Origin of the sequence: Corynebacterium frankenforstense (assembly GCF_030211955.1) — a bacterium.
Classification (GTDB): Bacteria; Actinomycetota; Actinomycetes; order Mycobacteriales; family Mycobacteriaceae; genus Corynebacterium; species Corynebacterium frankenforstense_A.
In genome coordinates this window covers 209,752-224,984 of record NZ_JASODI010000001.1, presented here as the reverse complement: position 1 = coordinate 224,984, position 15,233 = coordinate 209,752, and the positions used below count along the sequence as shown (strand labels likewise).

Here is a 15,233-nt window from a genome sequence, read left to right as displayed (position 1 = left end):
GTCACCTTCGAGTCAAGCCGCGCACGCGCCCGGGCACATCGGGGAGACTCCCGGATCTTCCCCCTAGGGGTGCGCGGCAGCACGCACCGCTCCCCGTGCGGTGCCCTACCTCCGAGCGCGCACCGCTCCCCCTACTTCCCGGCCTCGTCGTCCTTGCACAGCGGGCCGGCGAAGTGTCCGGTGCCGGGAACGTTGTCCACGGCGAGCACGCCCTCGCCGAAGGCGCGCAGGCCCGCGGCGGCCTCGGGGCTCAGGTGGTCGAAGACGAGGCGTCGCACGCTCTCGACGTGCTCGGGCGCGGCGGCGACCAGCCGGCTGCGGCCGTCGTCGGTCAGGCGCACCTCCACGCCGCGGGCGTCGCCCTCACTGGGGCACTTGGTCACCAGGCCGCGGCGCTCCATGCGCGTGACCTGGTGCGAGGTCCGGCTGCGGTCCCAGTCCAACGAGGCGCACAGGTCGCGCAGGCGCAGCGACTCTCCGTCGGCCTCGGACAGCGAGACGAGCACCGCGAACTCGGAGGCTGACAGGTCCTGACCCTTCTGCAATGTCTCGTCGATCGCGCGCGAGATCTTGCGCGTGGTCGCCAGATAGAGGCGCCAGAGGTCCTGCTCGTCGTCGTTGAGCCACCGCGGGGTCTTGGTCATGGTTCCAGAGAATAATTATCTCCCCTGGCAAAGGCCAACAGCCACCCCGTTTTGTTGACGATTCACAGTTTTTTATTGATATGTCACCTAATGGCGTTATGATGGGCCCCTTCACCGCGACACGGACGGTAACGCGGCCGGGAGGCGTCCGCGACCGCAGCGATTGCGGTGACGCATTGGAGCAAGACCACACAGACCCAATCAACTTCCAAGGAGACTTCAACGACCGACTACACCGGCACCTACGCCATCGATCCGGCCCACACCAACGTCGGCTTCACCGCCCGCCACGCCATGGTCACCAAGGTCCGCGGCCACTTCCCCGAGGTCGAGGGCACCGTGGAGATCACCTCCGCCGACGCCTCCGAGGCCTCCGCCAAGGCGACCGTCAAGACCGCCTCGATCGACACCGGCAACGCCGACCGCGACGGCCACGTCCGCGGCGAGGACTTCTTCGACGTCGAGAAGTTCCCGGAGATCACCTTCTCCACCACCGAGGTCTCCGTGACCGGCGGCGAGGGCACCGTCACCGGTGACCTGACAATCAAGGGCACCACCAAGCCCGTCACCCTGGGCGTCGAGCTCTTCGGCGTCGAGGAGGACCCCTTCGGCAACACCCGCCTGGGCTTCGAGGCCACCGGCAAGATCAACCGCACCGACTTCGGCGTCGACTTCCAGGCCCCGCTGAACTCCGGCGGCGTGCTGGTCAGCGAGAAGATCGGCATCGAGATCGAGGGCTCGGCCATCAAGCAGGCCTGAGCCTGAAACGCCCCTAGAGCGCAGCCGGGGCCGGACGGGTATCGCACCCGCCCGGCCCTTTTCCATTGCTTGACGACGCCCGCGTGCCCCGTCGTCGGCGCGCACCTCCCGCACGCGGCGGGCGGCGCCCGGGGCGCCGCCCCGTCAGTCCAGCGTGGCCGGGCGCTTGAGCTGCGCGATCGGGTAGTCGACCTTGCCGGCGACCCCGTCGTAGCGGCTCGGCATGCAGGTCAGGATGAACACCTGCCCGTCGCCGCTGACCTTCGAGAGCACCGTGCTCATCCGCTCCAGGCGGTCGGGGTCGGTGTTGCCGAGTGCGTCGTCGACGAAGACCGGCGCGGAAAGCCCCTGACCCGGCCCGCCGGCCAGGCGGGCGACGGCGAGACGGCCCAGGATCATCAGCTGCTCCTTCGCCCCGCCGGAGAGCAGCTCGACGTCGACGGTGCGCCCGTCGCGGCTGCGCCCGCTGACCGCGAGGTCCTCGTCGAGCTCGAAGCAGGCGTCGCGGCCGAAGACCGGGCCGGTCAGCTCCGCGAGCTCCTCGGCGAAGGGGCGCGCGTAGCGGGCACGGGCCTCCCCGCGGTGGCGCTGCAGAGCCTCGCGCAGCACCGACACGGCGTGCGCGCGCCGCTCGACGGCGGCCAGCCTGTGGCCGGTGCGCTCCTTGCGCGAGCGGGCGGTCTCCAGCTCCTCCTCCGCGCCGCGGGCGTGGTTGATGTAGCCCTCGTTGCGCGAGATGGTCAGAGTGGCCCGGTTGGCCCGTTCAGTGAGGCTCTCGACCTTCGTCTTGGCCGCGGCGTGCAGCTGGGCGGCGGTCTCCGGGTCGGCCTCGCGGACCTTCGCATGCGCAGCAGCCAGGCATTCCTCGGCGGTGGTCAGGGCGGTCTGCGCCCCGGCGAGCACCTCCTTGAGCGCCTCCTCGGCCTGCTCCGCCTCGGCCGTCGCCAGTCGATTGTCGGCCGCCTCGGCCTCGGAGCGTGCCCCCTCCAGGCGGGCGCGCAGCTCGGCCAGCTCGGTCGCCGCCGTCCGCTTCGCCCACGGGTCGCGCTCGGCGGCGGCCCGGTCGCGGGTACCGGCGGCCTTCACGCGGGCCTCCTCGGCCTGATCGACCTGCGCGGCGGCGGCCTCGGCGTCCAGCTCGGGGGCGGGGTCCTCGCCCAGTGCGGCGGCCAGCCGGTCGCGCTCGGCGCGCAGCTCACCGACGTCATCGTCGCCGAGCGCCTCGTCCAGCAGCCGGCGGGCGTCGTCCAGCTCCCGGGCACCGCGCTCGCAGCGCTCCAGGGCGGCGCGCGCCTCCTCGGCGTCGGCGACGTGCAGCTCCTCCAGCAGCACCCGTAGCTTCCCACGCGCGGCGTCCAGCCGGTCGGCGTCGGTGGTGTCGTCGGTCTGGCCGGCGCGGAAGACCGCGGTGACCTCGCCGACGCGCAGCGTCGTGCCGTCAGCCAGCGGCACCTCGGCGGGCTCTCCGCCCAGCTCGACCGCCTCGCCGCCCACCGCGACGTCGGCCCCCGAAGGGCCGCTCACCAGCAGTTTCGCGGCACGCTGCCGGGCGACCTCCTCGGCGATGCGCACCTCGGTCGCCGCGTCCTCGACGGCCTTGACGTCCTCCGCGCGCACGGTGTGCTCCGGCAGGGCGGCGCGGGCCTTCTCGACTGCCCGGGTGCGCCCGTCGATCAGCTCGACGCGCCCGGCGAGCTCGGCCAGGCGCGCGTGGTCGCGCAGCGCCTTCTCCCGCGTGCGCGCCTCGCGTGCGGCGGTCTCGGCGGCCTTGAGCTCATCCTCGGCCTTCTTGAGCGCCTCATCGAGGCGGTCGAAGGTCTCCTGTTCGTCGGCGGCCTTCTTCTCGGCGGCCTCGAGCCCCGAACCCATCTCCTCGAGGGCCCTCCGCCTGGCGGCGGCCTCCTCGTGCAGCTCGGTGCGCCGGGCCAGGTCGGCTTCGGCGCGCCGGACCTCGCGCGCGGCGGACTCGCGGGCCACGCCGGCCTCCTCGGCCCGGCGGGTGACCTGCTCGGCGGCCTCGAGTTCGGCGGCGCGCTGCTCGAGCTTCTCCCGTGCCTCGGGCAGCGCGGCCTCGGCGTCGTCGCGCTCGCGCTCGGCGGCCGCGGTCTCCCGGACATGGCCGGCCAACTCCTGGACCACCGCCTTCGCATGCGCCAGCTCCTCGGCCGCGGCGACGTCGGCGGTGCGCGCCTCGGCCAGCTCGCGGGCCTCCTTGCCGGTCTTGGAGAAGTAGCGCGCGTACTCCCCGTCGACCGCGCTCATCAGCACGGAGTCCTCCTCGCCGCCGCCGGACTCCCCGCCCGAGGCCTCGTCGAGCGCCCGGGAGAGCGACGGGATGCCCACGGACTCGAGTGCGGGCTCGACCTCGGACTGGCGCATGAAGGTCGCCGCCAGCAGATCCTGGTCGACGTTCTGCGCCAGGATCTCCTCGAAGCGGTCGTCGGCGTCGCGGCCGGTGACGTTCTCGCGGTGCGGCTCGAAGACGGTCAGCTCCGCCTTGCGGGACTTCAGCCACTGCTTGGTCATGGTCAGCCGGTAGGGCCCGGCGGAAAGCGTCAGGCTCACCCGGGGTCCGACGTCGCTGCCGACGGGCTGATAGACCTCCATCTTCTTGCCGCCGGCGGTGTGCTTCTTCTCGATGAGCAGGTGGATGGCGTCCATGATGGTGGACTTTCCGGCCTCGTTGTCGCCGGAGATGACGAAGACGCCGCGCTCGGGCAGGTCGTGCAGCTCGAGGTGGTCGACGCCCTTGAAGTTGTCGATGACGATGTCGTGGATGCTCAGGCTCACCGGTTCTCCTCGGTCTCGTACAGGCGGAACAGCAGGTTGACCGCGTCGGTCTCGCCGGCCTCGACCAGCTCGTCGAGGGTCTCGGCGACGAAGCCGGTCATCCCGGAGTCGGCGATCTCCTCCGCGCTCGGCGCGGTGTGCAGGTCCATCAGCCGGGTGCGCTCGCGCAGCGAGGCGAAGACCGGCTCGAGTGCGGCGATGCCGCGTTCCAGCTCGCGGCGCTGGGAAAGGCCCACGCTGCCGGTCAGCGCGTACTTCACCGCCGAGTTCTTCTTGTCCTCCCAGCCGTTGAGGGTGGCCAGGAAGTCGGCGACGTCCTCGTCGGAGTTGATCTCGGCGGCCAGCGCCTGGAAGCGCCAGCGGCCCACGCGCACCTTGTCCACGTCCACCTCCGCCGGGCCCGCGCCGTCTTTTCGCACCGTGACCACCAGGGCGTTGCCGGAGTCGGCTTCCCCGCCGCCGTCGGGCTCGCGGAAGGCGGTGACCTCCGGGGCCCCGGAGAACCAGGCGCGCCCGCCGGTCGCCTCCGGCTCGACGGCCGTCGTGGAGTGGGTGTCACCCAGTGCCAGGTAGTCGATGGTGCCGTCGTTAAAGCGCGGGCCCAGGCCGGCGACGTCGAGGTGGTCGAGGCGCTCGTCGCCGTAGGAGCTCGGCTGGCCGTGGCCGACGACCACGCGGATCACCGCGCTCGGCTCCAGGCCCGCCACGGCCGCGGTCACCAGGTCGCGGTCGGTCTCACGCGCGGTCAGCGGCGCGCCGATGATCTCCACCCCCGGCGCCGCGTGCACCGGCCCGGAGCCGTCGAGCAGGTGGACGTGGTCCATGCCCAGCTCCTCGGTGACCCGCCGCAGCACCGAGGCGGCGTTGAGGGCGTCGTGGTTGCCGGGCAAGAGGTAGCAGTCGACGGGCAGCTCCCGGAAGGCCTGCACCGCGCGGCCGAAGGTCAGCTTGGACACGGAGTTCATCTCGAAGACGTCACCGGCCATGACGATGAAGGCGCAGCCGCGCTCCTTCGCGATCTCGCCCAGGCGGGTGATCGCGTCGAGGCGCGCGTCCGTGTAGCGCGGCAGCGCCTCCTTCTCGTCGAGGAAGTGCCGTTCCATGCCGAGCTGCAGGTCGGAGGTGTGCAGGAAGGTGACTTCGGTCATGACCCCAGTTCTAACAGACCCCCGCGACTGCGGGCCCGGGCCTCACCCGACGTGGACGAACACGCGTTCCCACCGCCCGCGGACCGGCGCCGCGCCACCCGCGGACCGGCGCCGCCCCGCGCCGGCCTAGCTCCGCCGCGACCCCTTGTCGGCGCCGGTGAGGTGGTCGTAGAGGTCCTCGATGTCGGAGACCGCGCGCAGCTGCTCGATCGAGGTGTAGGAGACCTGCCGCATCGCCTGGTGCAAGAGGTCGGTGTCGGAGTCGTCGAGCGCCGGCGCCACCTTCGGCTCGGGCAGCCCGGGCAGCTCGCGCCCGCCCCAGAACGCCTCGTTGTCGCCCGTGGCCGAGTCCGCCGAGACCTCCCGGGCGTGCCGCGACATCTCGGCGACCATCTGGTCGATGTCCAGCCCGCGGACCTCGAACATCAGGGACGGGCGCTTGATCAGCCGCTGGGCGGCGACCTCGCAGACGGCCACGGCGTGCTTGCAGGCCGTCGTCACGTCCGGGCAGTCGCAGTGGAAGCGGATGTCGCCGGTGCCCGCCCCCAGCAGGATGTCGAGCACCTCGCCGTCGACGTCGCCCTGCCGCGCCCGGCGCGCCCCGTCGGTCGACTCGGCGAGCTTACGGGCGACCTCGGTCAGGTCGTCGGCCGAGCGGTACGGCAGCTCGATGGTCGTGTGGAAGGGGTCGGGCTGGGAGCCGGCGACCTCGGCGGTGATGCGCCCGCCGGAGAACTCCACGCCGAGCACGTTGCCGCCCTCGGCGTAGGCGCGCCCGCGGTCGACCCTCCCCTGGTCGGTCGCCGAGGTCACCGCACGCACCAGGCGGGCGGCCCCGGGCGACAGGGTGCGGGAGCGGTCGTCGTCCAGCGGGCGTGCGCCTCTGCTTGACGCCGTCCCGTCGCCCCCGTCGCCGCGCCCCTTACGGCCGCCGCGGTCGCGGCGCCCGAAGTTGGCGTAGATGACGTTGTCGCGCCGCGGGTTGCGCCCGTGCCGGGAGCCTCCCTGGCCCTCGTGCCGCTCGTCGTCGCTCATGGTCTCCTCCTACTCCCCCGTGCCGCGGTAGCTCATCAGCTCGGCGAGCTGGTCCGGGTCCAGCTCGGTGATCCAGCCCTCGCCCTCGCCGATGACGGCGCCGGCCAGCTGGGTCTTGCCGTCGAGGATGTCCTGGATGGACTCCTCGAGGGTGCCGGCGGTGATCATCTTGTAGACGGTGACGTCCTTGCGCTGGCCGATGCGGTAGGCGCGGTCGGTGGCCTGGTTCTCCACCGCCGGGTTCCACCAGCGGTCCATGTGGACCACGACGCTGGCCGCCGTCAGGTTCAGGCCCGTGCCGCCGGCCTTGAGCGAGAGGATCATCGCCGCCGGGCCGTCCGGGGACTGGAAGCGCTCGACCATCTTCGCGCGCCCGGTGCGCGAGACCCCGCCGTGCAGGAAGGGCACGTCCTCGCCCAGCCTGCGGCTCAGGTACGGCTTGAGCAGGTCGCCGAAGGCCCGGTACTGGGTGAAGATGAGCATCCGCTCCCCGCCGCCGACGGCCTCGTCGAGCAGGCGGACCAGCTCTGCGACCTTGCCGGAGCGGTGGTGGCCGCGCAGCGTGACCGCCGAGCCGTCGCCGAGGAAGTGCGCCGGGTGGTTGCAGATCTGCTTGATGCGCGTCAGGGCGGCGAGCACCAGGCCGCGCCGTGCCATGCCCTCGGTGTCCTCGATACGCCGGCGCACGTCGTCGACGTAGGCGGTGTAGAGCGCGGCCTGCTCGGTGGTCATCGCGACGGTGACCACGTGCTCGTTCTTCTCCGGCAGGTCGTCGACCACGGCCGGGTCGGTCTTCAGCCGGCGCAGGATGAACGGGGCCGTGAGCCGGCGCAGCCGCTCGGCCATCGCGGAGTCCTGGTCGCGCTCGATGGGCCGGGCGAAGTGGTTGCGGAAGAACGACGCGCTGCCCAGCACGCCCGGGTTGGTGAAGTCCAGGATCGAGCGCATCTCGGACAGGTGGTTCTCCACCGGGGTGCCGGTCAGCGCGATGCGGTGGCGCGCCGGCAGGGCGCGCACGGCCTTGGCCGAACGCGTCGCGGAGTTCTTGATGTGCTGGGCCTCGTCGAGGACCACGTGGTCCCACTCGACGGCACCGAGCAGCGATCGGTCGCGCGCGGCGATGCCGTAGCTGGTGACCACCACGTCATGGGTCGCGATCATCTCGTCGAACTTCTCGCCGGCCGCGCGGTGCGAGCCGTGGTGGACCACCACGCGCAGCTCCGGGGTGAAGCGGCGGGCCTCGGTGGCCCAGTTGCCCACCACGGAGGTCGGCGCGACCACGAGCGTGGGCCCGGTGGCCTCGTCGCGGGCGTGCTCGACGGCCAGGAGGGTGAGCAGCTGCAGGGTCTTGCCCAGGCCCATGTCGTCGGCGAGCACGCCGCCGAGCCCGTTGCGCGACATCCAGTGCAGCCAGTCCACACCGCGGCGCTGGTACTCGCGCAGCTCGGCGTGCACGGTCTCGGGCAGCTCGACGCGCTCGGGGGCCTGCTCGGCCAGCGCTCCGGTGCCGCCGATCAGCGCGGTGTACCAGTCCGGCCCGGTGATCTCGACGGGGTCCTCGGCCAGCGCCTCGAGCGCCAGCTCGCGCAGCTCGGCGACGGTGACCTGGCCGGAGTCGTCCTCGGCGGCGGCGTTGAAGGCCTCGCGGGCCTCCTCGAGCTCGCGCTCCAGGCGCGCCACGGTCGCCTCGGCGTCCGGCGCGTCGGAGAGCCGGGCGCGCTCGAGCTCGGCGGCCAGGCGCTCCAGCTCCCGCTTGGCGCGCTTGCGGGAGCGCTGCGCGAGCTCGGACATGTAGTCGGTGATCCGGGAGATCGAGGAGGTGTCGGCCAGCACCCACTGCCCGCGCAGGCGGATCAGCCCGGACTTGGAGTGGACCAGCTCGTCCATCTCGGAGTCGGTCAGCTCGGTCTCCCCCACCGAGATCCGCCAGTTGTAGTCGATGAGCTTGTCCATGCCGATGCGGCGCCGGGTCGCGCCCTCGCCGGCGGCGTCGGACTCGCGGGTCTCCAGGTGCGCGTGCGCCTCGAAGCTCGCCCACGCCTTGGGCAACATGACGGTCACGCCGTGCTCGCGCAGGCGTGCGGCGTCCCGGGAGACGAAGTCGACGATCTGGGAGGTCGACAGGTAGACGTCCCAGTCGCCCACGCGCCCCTCCCCCGGCGACTCGGTGTAGAGGTCCACGGGCACGGCGACGGCGCGCGGCGCGTCCACGCCGTAGGACGCGACGTCGAGAAGCGGTGCGATCTTCACGGCCCGGGCCTGCTTGTCGCGGGCCAGCTCCAGGGTGCCGCGGTCGAGCTGCCCGGCGCGCACGGGCTGCGGGGAGCCGACGCCGCTGCGCAGCTGCACACGCACCGGCCACAGCGCCTCATCGGGGTCGACGCTTTCGGTCTCGGAGTCGTCGGGCTGCTCGACGATGGCCACCAGCTGCACGTCGACGCTGGTGATCGACTCCTTCCAGGAGTTCAGCCGGTTGAGCAGGCCCACCCCGCCGCGGCGCACGGGCGTGGACTCGATCAGCGAGCGGGCGAAGTCGTGGCGGTCGAGGTAGTCGTCCTCCTCGGTCAGGTCGGCCAGGAGCGCCGCGGCGATCCAGTGCGGCCAGGTCTCGGTGATGTCCTCGTCGAGGTTGCGGTTGTTGACGGTGAGCACACCCGGCGCGGCCGCGGTCATGGCGGCGACCCAGCCGCGCTCGTCGAGGCCCTGCGCGAGCTGCCACTGCGGGTACCAGTGGTTGTCCTCGTAGGCCAGCTTGATCATCACGCGCCCGGCGCGCACGAAGCGGTAGAGGCCGCGGTACATGCGCACCAGCCACATCAGGTCCGGGGCGATCGCCTCGCGCTGCGCCTTGGTGGCCGCGGGCCCGGGCTCGTCGAGGCACTCCAGGCGACCCAGCAGACTCATCGCCTCGGCGGGTGCGTAGGCGGCCGTCGGGATGGTCAGGGCGACCTCGCGGCCCTTCGGGGTGCGCAGCGTGGTGCGCAGCCGGTGACGGAAGGACGCGGCGGCCAGCAGGTCCGCGACCGCCGGCGGGAACGTGCCCTCGGGGACCGATTCGGGCACGACGATCCGGTGGCCGGCGACCTGCTCGATCCACAGGTGCAGCCCGGAGCGCTGGACCCACAGCCCGTGCAGGAGGAATTTGGCCATAGGATCCGTTTTACCATCGTCGCCGCGTTTTCGGCCCTTTCCAATTGCCGACGCCGCGCTGCGCGGCGTCGGCGCACCCAATACGGGTGGGGCGCCACGCGCCCAGGGTTGGGACGCGCCCACGGCGCGCGACGGGGCGTCGTCAAGCACACCCATTACCGGGGAGACATGAGTGAATTATTTTCCTGGAAGTGACTTATACGACATAATGACGACGATCTGTACGCCACCGGAGAGGCATCCCCCATGCATATGACCGAGTCGACGTGGTTCGTCATAGCCATTGTCATCTACATGTTCACCATGCTGGCCATCGGCTACTGGTCCTACGTGCGCACCAGCAAGTACGACGACTACGTGCTCGGCGACCGCGGCCTCAACCCGTTCGTCGCCGCGCTCTCGGCCGGCGCCTCCGACATGTCCGGCTGGCTGCTCATGGGCCTTCCCGGCGCGCTGTTCGTCTCCGGCCTCTCCGAGCTGTGGATCGCCGTCGGCCTGCTCATCGGCAGCTTCGTCTCCTGGTCGATCGTGGCGCCCCGGCTGCGCAGCTACTCCGAGATCGCGCAGAACTCCATCACGCTGCCCAGCTTCTTCGGCAACCGGCTGCGCGACCACACCCGCTCGGTGCGCGTGACCGCCGCGCTGATCATCATCCTGTTCTTCACCTTCTACGTCTCCTCCGGCATGGTCTCCGGCGGGCGCTACTTCGAGGCCACCTTCGGCGGCGACTACCTGACCGGCATGATCATCGTCGCCGCCGTCACCGTCGCCTACACCTTCATCGGCGGCTTCCTCGCGGTCTCCTACACCGACGTCGTCCAGGGCCTGATCATGTTCCTCGCCCTGATCCTGGTGCCCACCATGGCGCTTTTGACCCTGGACAACCCCTCGGACATCTTCACCTGGGCCACCGAGCACGACTACGGCCCGTGGACCGACGGCACCGGCAACCCCGAGTTCTTCTCCATGTTCACCGGCGTCTCCGCGGCCACCTTGATCGGGCACCTGGCCTGGGGCCTGGGCTACTTCGGCCAGCCGCACATCGTCATCCGCTACATGGCGCTGCGTAAGCCCTCCGAGGCCCGCCGCGGGCGCATGTGGGGCATCCTCTGGATGGGCCTGTGCGTGCTCGGCGCGCTGGCCACCGCGACCGTGGGCACCGTGTTCTTCTCCCAGAACCCGGACATCGCCGTGACCGACCGCGAGGCCTTCGAGACGATCTTCCTGGACATGGGCCGCATCCTCTTCCACCCGCTGATCGCCGGCCTGGTGCTCACCGCGGTGCTCGCCGCGATCATGTCCACGATGAGCTCGCAGCTCCTGGTCGTCTCCTCCTCGCTGATCGAGGACCTGCTGACCATCTTCCTGAAGAAGCGCCCCGAGGAGATGGTGCTGGTCAATCTGTCGCGCACCGCCGTGGTGGCCGTCTCCGTGGTCGCCGCCGCGCTCGCGGTCAACCCCAACGACTCGATCCTGGGGCTGGTCGCCTTCGCCTGGGCGGGCTTCGGCTCCGCCTTCGGCCCGCTGATGCTCTTCAGCCTCTACTGGAAGCGGCTGAACACCGCCGGCGCCCTGGCCGGCATGGTCACCGGTGCGGTGGTCTCCTTCGTCTGGGGCTCGGTCGAGGCGCTCTCCGGGATGATCTACGAGATGGTGCCCGGCTTCGCGGCCGCCGCGCTGGTGACCTGGATCGTCTCGAGTCTCACCCGCGACCCCTCCGCCGAGGTCCAGTCCGACTTCGAGCGCGCCTCCCAGCTGGCCAAGATCGCCGAGTCCGACCCGGACGTCGACATCGCCGAGGCCGGCCGGCGCCTGGAGGCTTAATCCTCCCCCGGCTCACGCAGCCCGGCGCCGGGCTCTCGGCGCCCGGTTCTCCGTCGCCCGGTTCTCCGGCGCCGGGTTTTCGCTGCCCGGAACCGCGCGGCGTCGGAACCGCGCGGCGCGCCCCCGCGTCTAACCGGGTGTGCCCCTCAGTGAGACCCCCGCGCGCTGGCTGCGCCGCGTCCTCGTAGTCCTGACCGTTTGGGCGCTGGCCGCCGGTGCGTGGCCGTGGCTGCGCCCCTACGAGACGCTTGACGACGTCCCGCTGCCCGCCCTGGGCGATTCCCTCGCGGTGGTCGTCGTGCTCGACGCCCGCCCCGAGGTGCCCGGCTACTCCCGGGAGGCCTTCGGCGCCGGGTGGGCCGTACAGTCCGGCGGGTGCACCACCCGGCAGGCCGTCATCGCCGCGCAGTTCGAGGGCGTGCACGCCGAGGAGGCGACCTGCCGGCTGCTCGCCGGGGCCGGTCAGGATCCCTACACCGGCGAGGCGCTCTCGGCGACCGACGAGGTGGAGATCGACCACGTCTTCCCGCTGGCCGCCGCCTGGGACATGGGCGCGCACGCCTGGGACGCGCGCACCCGCCACGCCTTCGCCAACGACGCGGTCAACCTCGTGGCCACCTCGAAGGCCGCCAACCGGGACAAGTCGGACCAGCTGCCGTCCGAGTGGCTCCCCGACGCCCCGCGGGCGCGCTGCTGGTACGCCCGCCGGGTCGCGGCGGTGGCGGCGCGCTGGGGGCTGGCGCTCTCCCGGGCAGATCAGGCGGCGATGCGCCAGGCGTGCCGCCTCGGCGGGCTGGGCGCGACGCTTGCCCTCTGAGCCGGGGCGGCGTGCCGTCGCGTCCGGTCGCCACGCTGCGCCGCGCCGCCCCGGTGAATCTTGCTGCCATGACAACGCCCGTTAGACTGGCCGGGAACTTGCACAACTCTCCGGGACCGAAGAAAGGTCACTGTGTACACCATCCTTCTCGCACTCCACGTCATCGCGGCCGTCCTCTTCCTCGGGCCGGTCACCTACGCGGTCTCCCGTTTCCAGGTCGAGGCCGTCGCGGCCCACAAGGGTGACGAGCGCGCCGCCGGCACCGCGCGCACGCTGCACAAGGTCACCTCGACCTACGGCGTGCTCTCGCTGCTCGCCCCGCTGCTGGGCATCGCGGTCATGTTCACTGATCCCAGCACCTACTGGACCGACGGGCGCTTCCACGCCTCCATCGGCCTGTCGGTGGTCGCCTGGGCCCTGCTGATCTTCCTGATCATCCCGCGTCAGAAGAAGATGGCCGGCGCCCTGGGCCTGCTCGGCCCCGACGAGGTCGACGCCGACGAGAAGTTCCGGGTCAACAACTGGGACAAGGCCAAGAGCCAGCTGTCCATGTTCGGCGGCATCTTCGCCCTGCTCTGGGTCATCATCGCCGTGCTGATGGTCATCTAGCTCCCGGCGCAGGTCCGCCAGACCGGCACCGATAAAGAACCGCCCCCGGCCTCTCTCGAGGTCCGGGGGCGGTTCTCTCTATGACTTCCTACCAGCGGTCGCGACGGTCACGGTTGCCGCCGCGGCGGTCGTCACGGTCCCGGCGGTCCCGGTGGCCGCCCCGACGGTCGTCCCGGTCGCGGTAGCCGCCCCGACGGTCGTCACGGTCGCGGTAACCGCCGCGCCGGTCGTCGCGGTCCCGGTAACCGCCGCGCCGGTCGTCGCGGTGACGGCGGTGGCCGCCCCGGCGGTCGTCACGGTGGCCACGGCCCCGGTCGCGGTAGTTGTCGCGGTCGCGGTCCCGCGGCGGGCGGCCGGTGTCACGCTCGAGGTTGATCAGCTGGCCGGAGATGCGGGTCTCCTCCAGGCGCTCGAAGACCTCGCCCGGCAGATCCTCGGGCAGCTCCACCAGGGAGTGCGAGCCGAAGATCGAGATGCGGCCGAAGTCCCGGGAGTTCAGCCCGCCCTCGTTGGCCAGGGCGCCGACGATGGCGCCCGGGCGCACGTGCTGGCGCTTGCCCACGGAGATGCGGTACATCGCCTTGCCCTCGCCGGCCTCGAAGCGGCCGCGGCCACGGCGGTCGCCCCGGTCGCGGTCCCGGTCGCGGCGGTCCCGGCGGTCGCGCTTGGCGTCCTTCGGCGGCTCCTTCATCAGGAACTCGTCGCCGATCTGCGCCTGGGTGGCCAGCGCCGCGGCGATGTCCTCCAGCGGGGTGTCGTGCGCCTCGGAGTAGGCCTTGACCAGACCGCGGAACAGCTCGAGCTGCGGGTCCTCCAGCGACTCGGTGATCGAGTCGGCGAAGCGGGACTTACGCGACTCGTTGACCTCGTCGACGGTCGGCAGGTCCATCTCGGCCAGCGGCGCGTTGGTCACCCGCTCGATGGTGCGCAGCATGCGGCGCTCGCGCGGGGTGACGAAGAGGATGGCCTCGCCGGTGCGCCCGGCACGCCCGGTGCGGCCGATGCGGTGGACGTAGCTCTCCGTGTCGTGGGGGATGTCGAAGTTGAGCACGTGGCTGATGCGCTCGACGTCGAGGCCGCGGGCGGCGACGTCGGTGGCCACGAGGATGTCCAGGCGACCGTCGCGCAGCTGGTCGACGGTGCGCTCGCGCTGGGCCTGGGCCACGTCGCCGTTGATGGCGGCGGCGGAGAAGCCCCGGGCGCGCAGCTTCTCGGCGACCTCCTCGGTCTCCGACTTGGTGCGCACGAAGATGATCATGGCCTCGAACTCGGTGACCTCGAGAATGCGGGTCAGCGCGTCGAGCTTGTTGCGGTGGGCCACGTGCAGCCAGCGCTGCGTGATGTTGGTGGCCGTGCGGGTCTCCGCCTTGACGGTGACCTCGGCGGGGTTGTCGAGGTACTGCTTGGAGATCCGGCGGATGCCGTTGGGCATGGTCGCGGAGAACAGGGCGACCTGCTTGTGCTCCGGGGTGTCCTCGAGGATGCGCTCGACGTCCTCCTGGAAGCCCATGTTGAGCATCTCGTCGGCCTCGTCGAGGACGAGGAAGCGCAGGTTGGAGATGTCCAGCGAGCCGCGCTCGAGGTGGTCGATCACACGTCCCGGGGTGCCCACGATGATGTGGGCGCCGCGCCGCAGGCCGCCGAGCTGGATGCCGTAGGCCTGCCCGCCGTAGATCGGCAGGATGTGGATGCCGCCGAGGTGGTCGGCGAACTGCTGGAAGCTGTCGGCGACCTGCAGGGCCAGCTCGCGCGTCGGCGCGAGGATCAGGGCCTGCGGGTGGCGCTGCGAGCGGTCGATGCGCGCCAGGATCGGCAGCGCGAAGGCCGCGGTCTTGCCCGTGCCGGTCTGGGCCAGGCCGACCACGTCGCGGCCCTGCATCAGCAGCGGGATGGTCTCCTGCTGGATCGCCGAGGGCTGCTCGAAGCCGACCTTGCGCACGGCCGCCACGACGTCGTCGGGCAGGCTCAGCGCCTCGAAGCCCGGCGTGTCGTCGTTCTCGTCCACGGACTTCGCATCCTTGGCGGACGTGTCTTCCGTCTTCCCGTCGGCGCCGGCGTCCTGCGCGGCGTCGTCCTTGTTCTCGGCGCCCGTGGCGTCGTCGTTCTGCTCGGCGCCCTGCTCGACGCTGTCCTTGTCGTCCATGTCCTTGGCGCCTTCGCTTTCCGACGCCGTCCCTTCCGCCACGTGCGCGTCCGCCGCGGCCTCTGCGCCGCCCTCGGCGGCGCCTTCCTTCTTCTCGTCGTCGTTCTCGGTCTGCCCGGCCTGATCCGCGTCCCTGGTGTTCTCCGAGGTCTGGGCCTCGACACCGCGCGAATCTTCCCGGTTCACCGACTCATCCACATTCTCCGGCACATTCTCGCCGCCGGTGGCGTTTTCGGTTATGCTCATTGCCCTGCAAGAATACGACAGGTACCACGGTTTTTCCGCATCGGGCCGACGATTTCGCTCCGGCACCC

General features: G+C 71.5%; 10 protein-coding genes. 4 read left to right on the top strand and 6 right to left on the bottom strand.

Annotated features, from left to right (window positions below):
• Nucleotides 1-131: 131 nt before the first annotated feature.
• On the bottom strand, nt 132-644 hold the full coding sequence (locus QP119_RS01005; RefSeq protein WP_284773027.1) for a MarR family winged helix-turn-helix transcriptional regulator: 513 nt from the start codon (nt 642-644) through the stop codon (nt 132-134).
• Between the two features lie 249 nt (nt 645-893).
• Between QP119_RS01005 and QP119_RS01000 the strand changes: the two genes are divergently transcribed.
• Entirely contained in the window at nt 894-1,403 is a 510-nt protein-coding gene (locus QP119_RS01000; RefSeq protein WP_284773069.1) for a YceI family protein, read from the top strand.
• Between the two features lie 144 nt (nt 1,404-1,547).
• Here the strand turns inward: QP119_RS01000 and QP119_RS00995 are convergent, their stop codons facing one another.
• From QP119_RS00995 to QP119_RS00980, 4 genes are all read right to left on the bottom strand, one after another.
• Nucleotides 1,548-4,193, bottom strand: coding sequence for an AAA family ATPase (locus QP119_RS00995; RefSeq protein WP_284773026.1), 2,646 nt, complete (start codon nt 4,191-4,193; stop codon nt 1,548-1,550).
• On the bottom strand, nt 4,190-5,341 hold the full coding sequence (locus tag QP119_RS00990; RefSeq protein ID WP_284773025.1) for a metallophosphoesterase family protein: 1,152 nt from the start codon (nt 5,339-5,341) through the stop codon (nt 4,190-4,192). Before QP119_RS00990 ends, QP119_RS00995 begins: the two co-directional genes overlap by 4 nt.
• 126 nt (nt 5,342-5,467) lie before the next feature.
• Nucleotides 5,468-6,376, bottom strand: a complete 909-nt coding sequence (locus QP119_RS00985; protein WP_284773024.1) for a hypothetical protein — start codon at nt 6,374-6,376, stop codon at nt 5,468-5,470.
• A gap of 9 nt (nt 6,377-6,385) precedes the next feature.
• A complete protein-coding gene (locus tag QP119_RS00980; protein ID WP_284773022.1) occupies nt 6,386-9,526 on the bottom strand; it encodes a DEAD/DEAH box helicase in 3,141 nt (1,046 codons plus the stop codon).
• A 252-nt stretch (nt 9,527-9,778) separates the two neighbouring features.
• Here QP119_RS00980 and putP point away from each other — a divergent pair, with 252 nt between their 5' ends.
• The 3 genes from putP (at nt 9,779) to QP119_RS00965 (ending at nt 12,776) form a co-directional block, all read left to right on the top strand.
• Nucleotides 9,779-11,350, top strand: coding sequence for a sodium/proline symporter PutP (gene putP, locus QP119_RS00975; protein WP_284773067.1), 1,572 nt, complete (start codon nt 9,779-9,781; stop codon nt 11,348-11,350).
• A gap of 139 nt (nt 11,351-11,489) precedes the next feature.
• Nucleotides 11,490-12,167 (top strand): HNH endonuclease family protein, encoded by a 678-nt coding sequence (locus QP119_RS00970; RefSeq protein ID WP_284773020.1) that lies wholly within the window; start codon nt 11,490-11,492, stop codon nt 12,165-12,167.
• 132 nt (nt 12,168-12,299) lie between these two features.
• Nucleotides 12,300-12,776, top strand: a complete 477-nt coding sequence (locus QP119_RS00965; protein ID WP_284773018.1) for a DUF2269 domain-containing protein — start codon at nt 12,300-12,302, stop codon at nt 12,774-12,776.
• Nucleotides 12,777-12,864: 88 nt separating this feature from the next.
• On the opposite strand, the gene QP119_RS00960 is transcribed toward QP119_RS00965, so the two are convergent.
• Nucleotides 12,865-15,165 carry a DEAD/DEAH box helicase gene (locus QP119_RS00960; protein WP_284773017.1) on the bottom strand — a complete coding sequence of 767 codons (2,301 nt, stop codon included), beginning with the start codon at nt 15,163-15,165 and terminating at the stop codon, nt 12,865-12,867.
• Nucleotides 15,166-15,233: the final 68 nt, after the last annotated feature.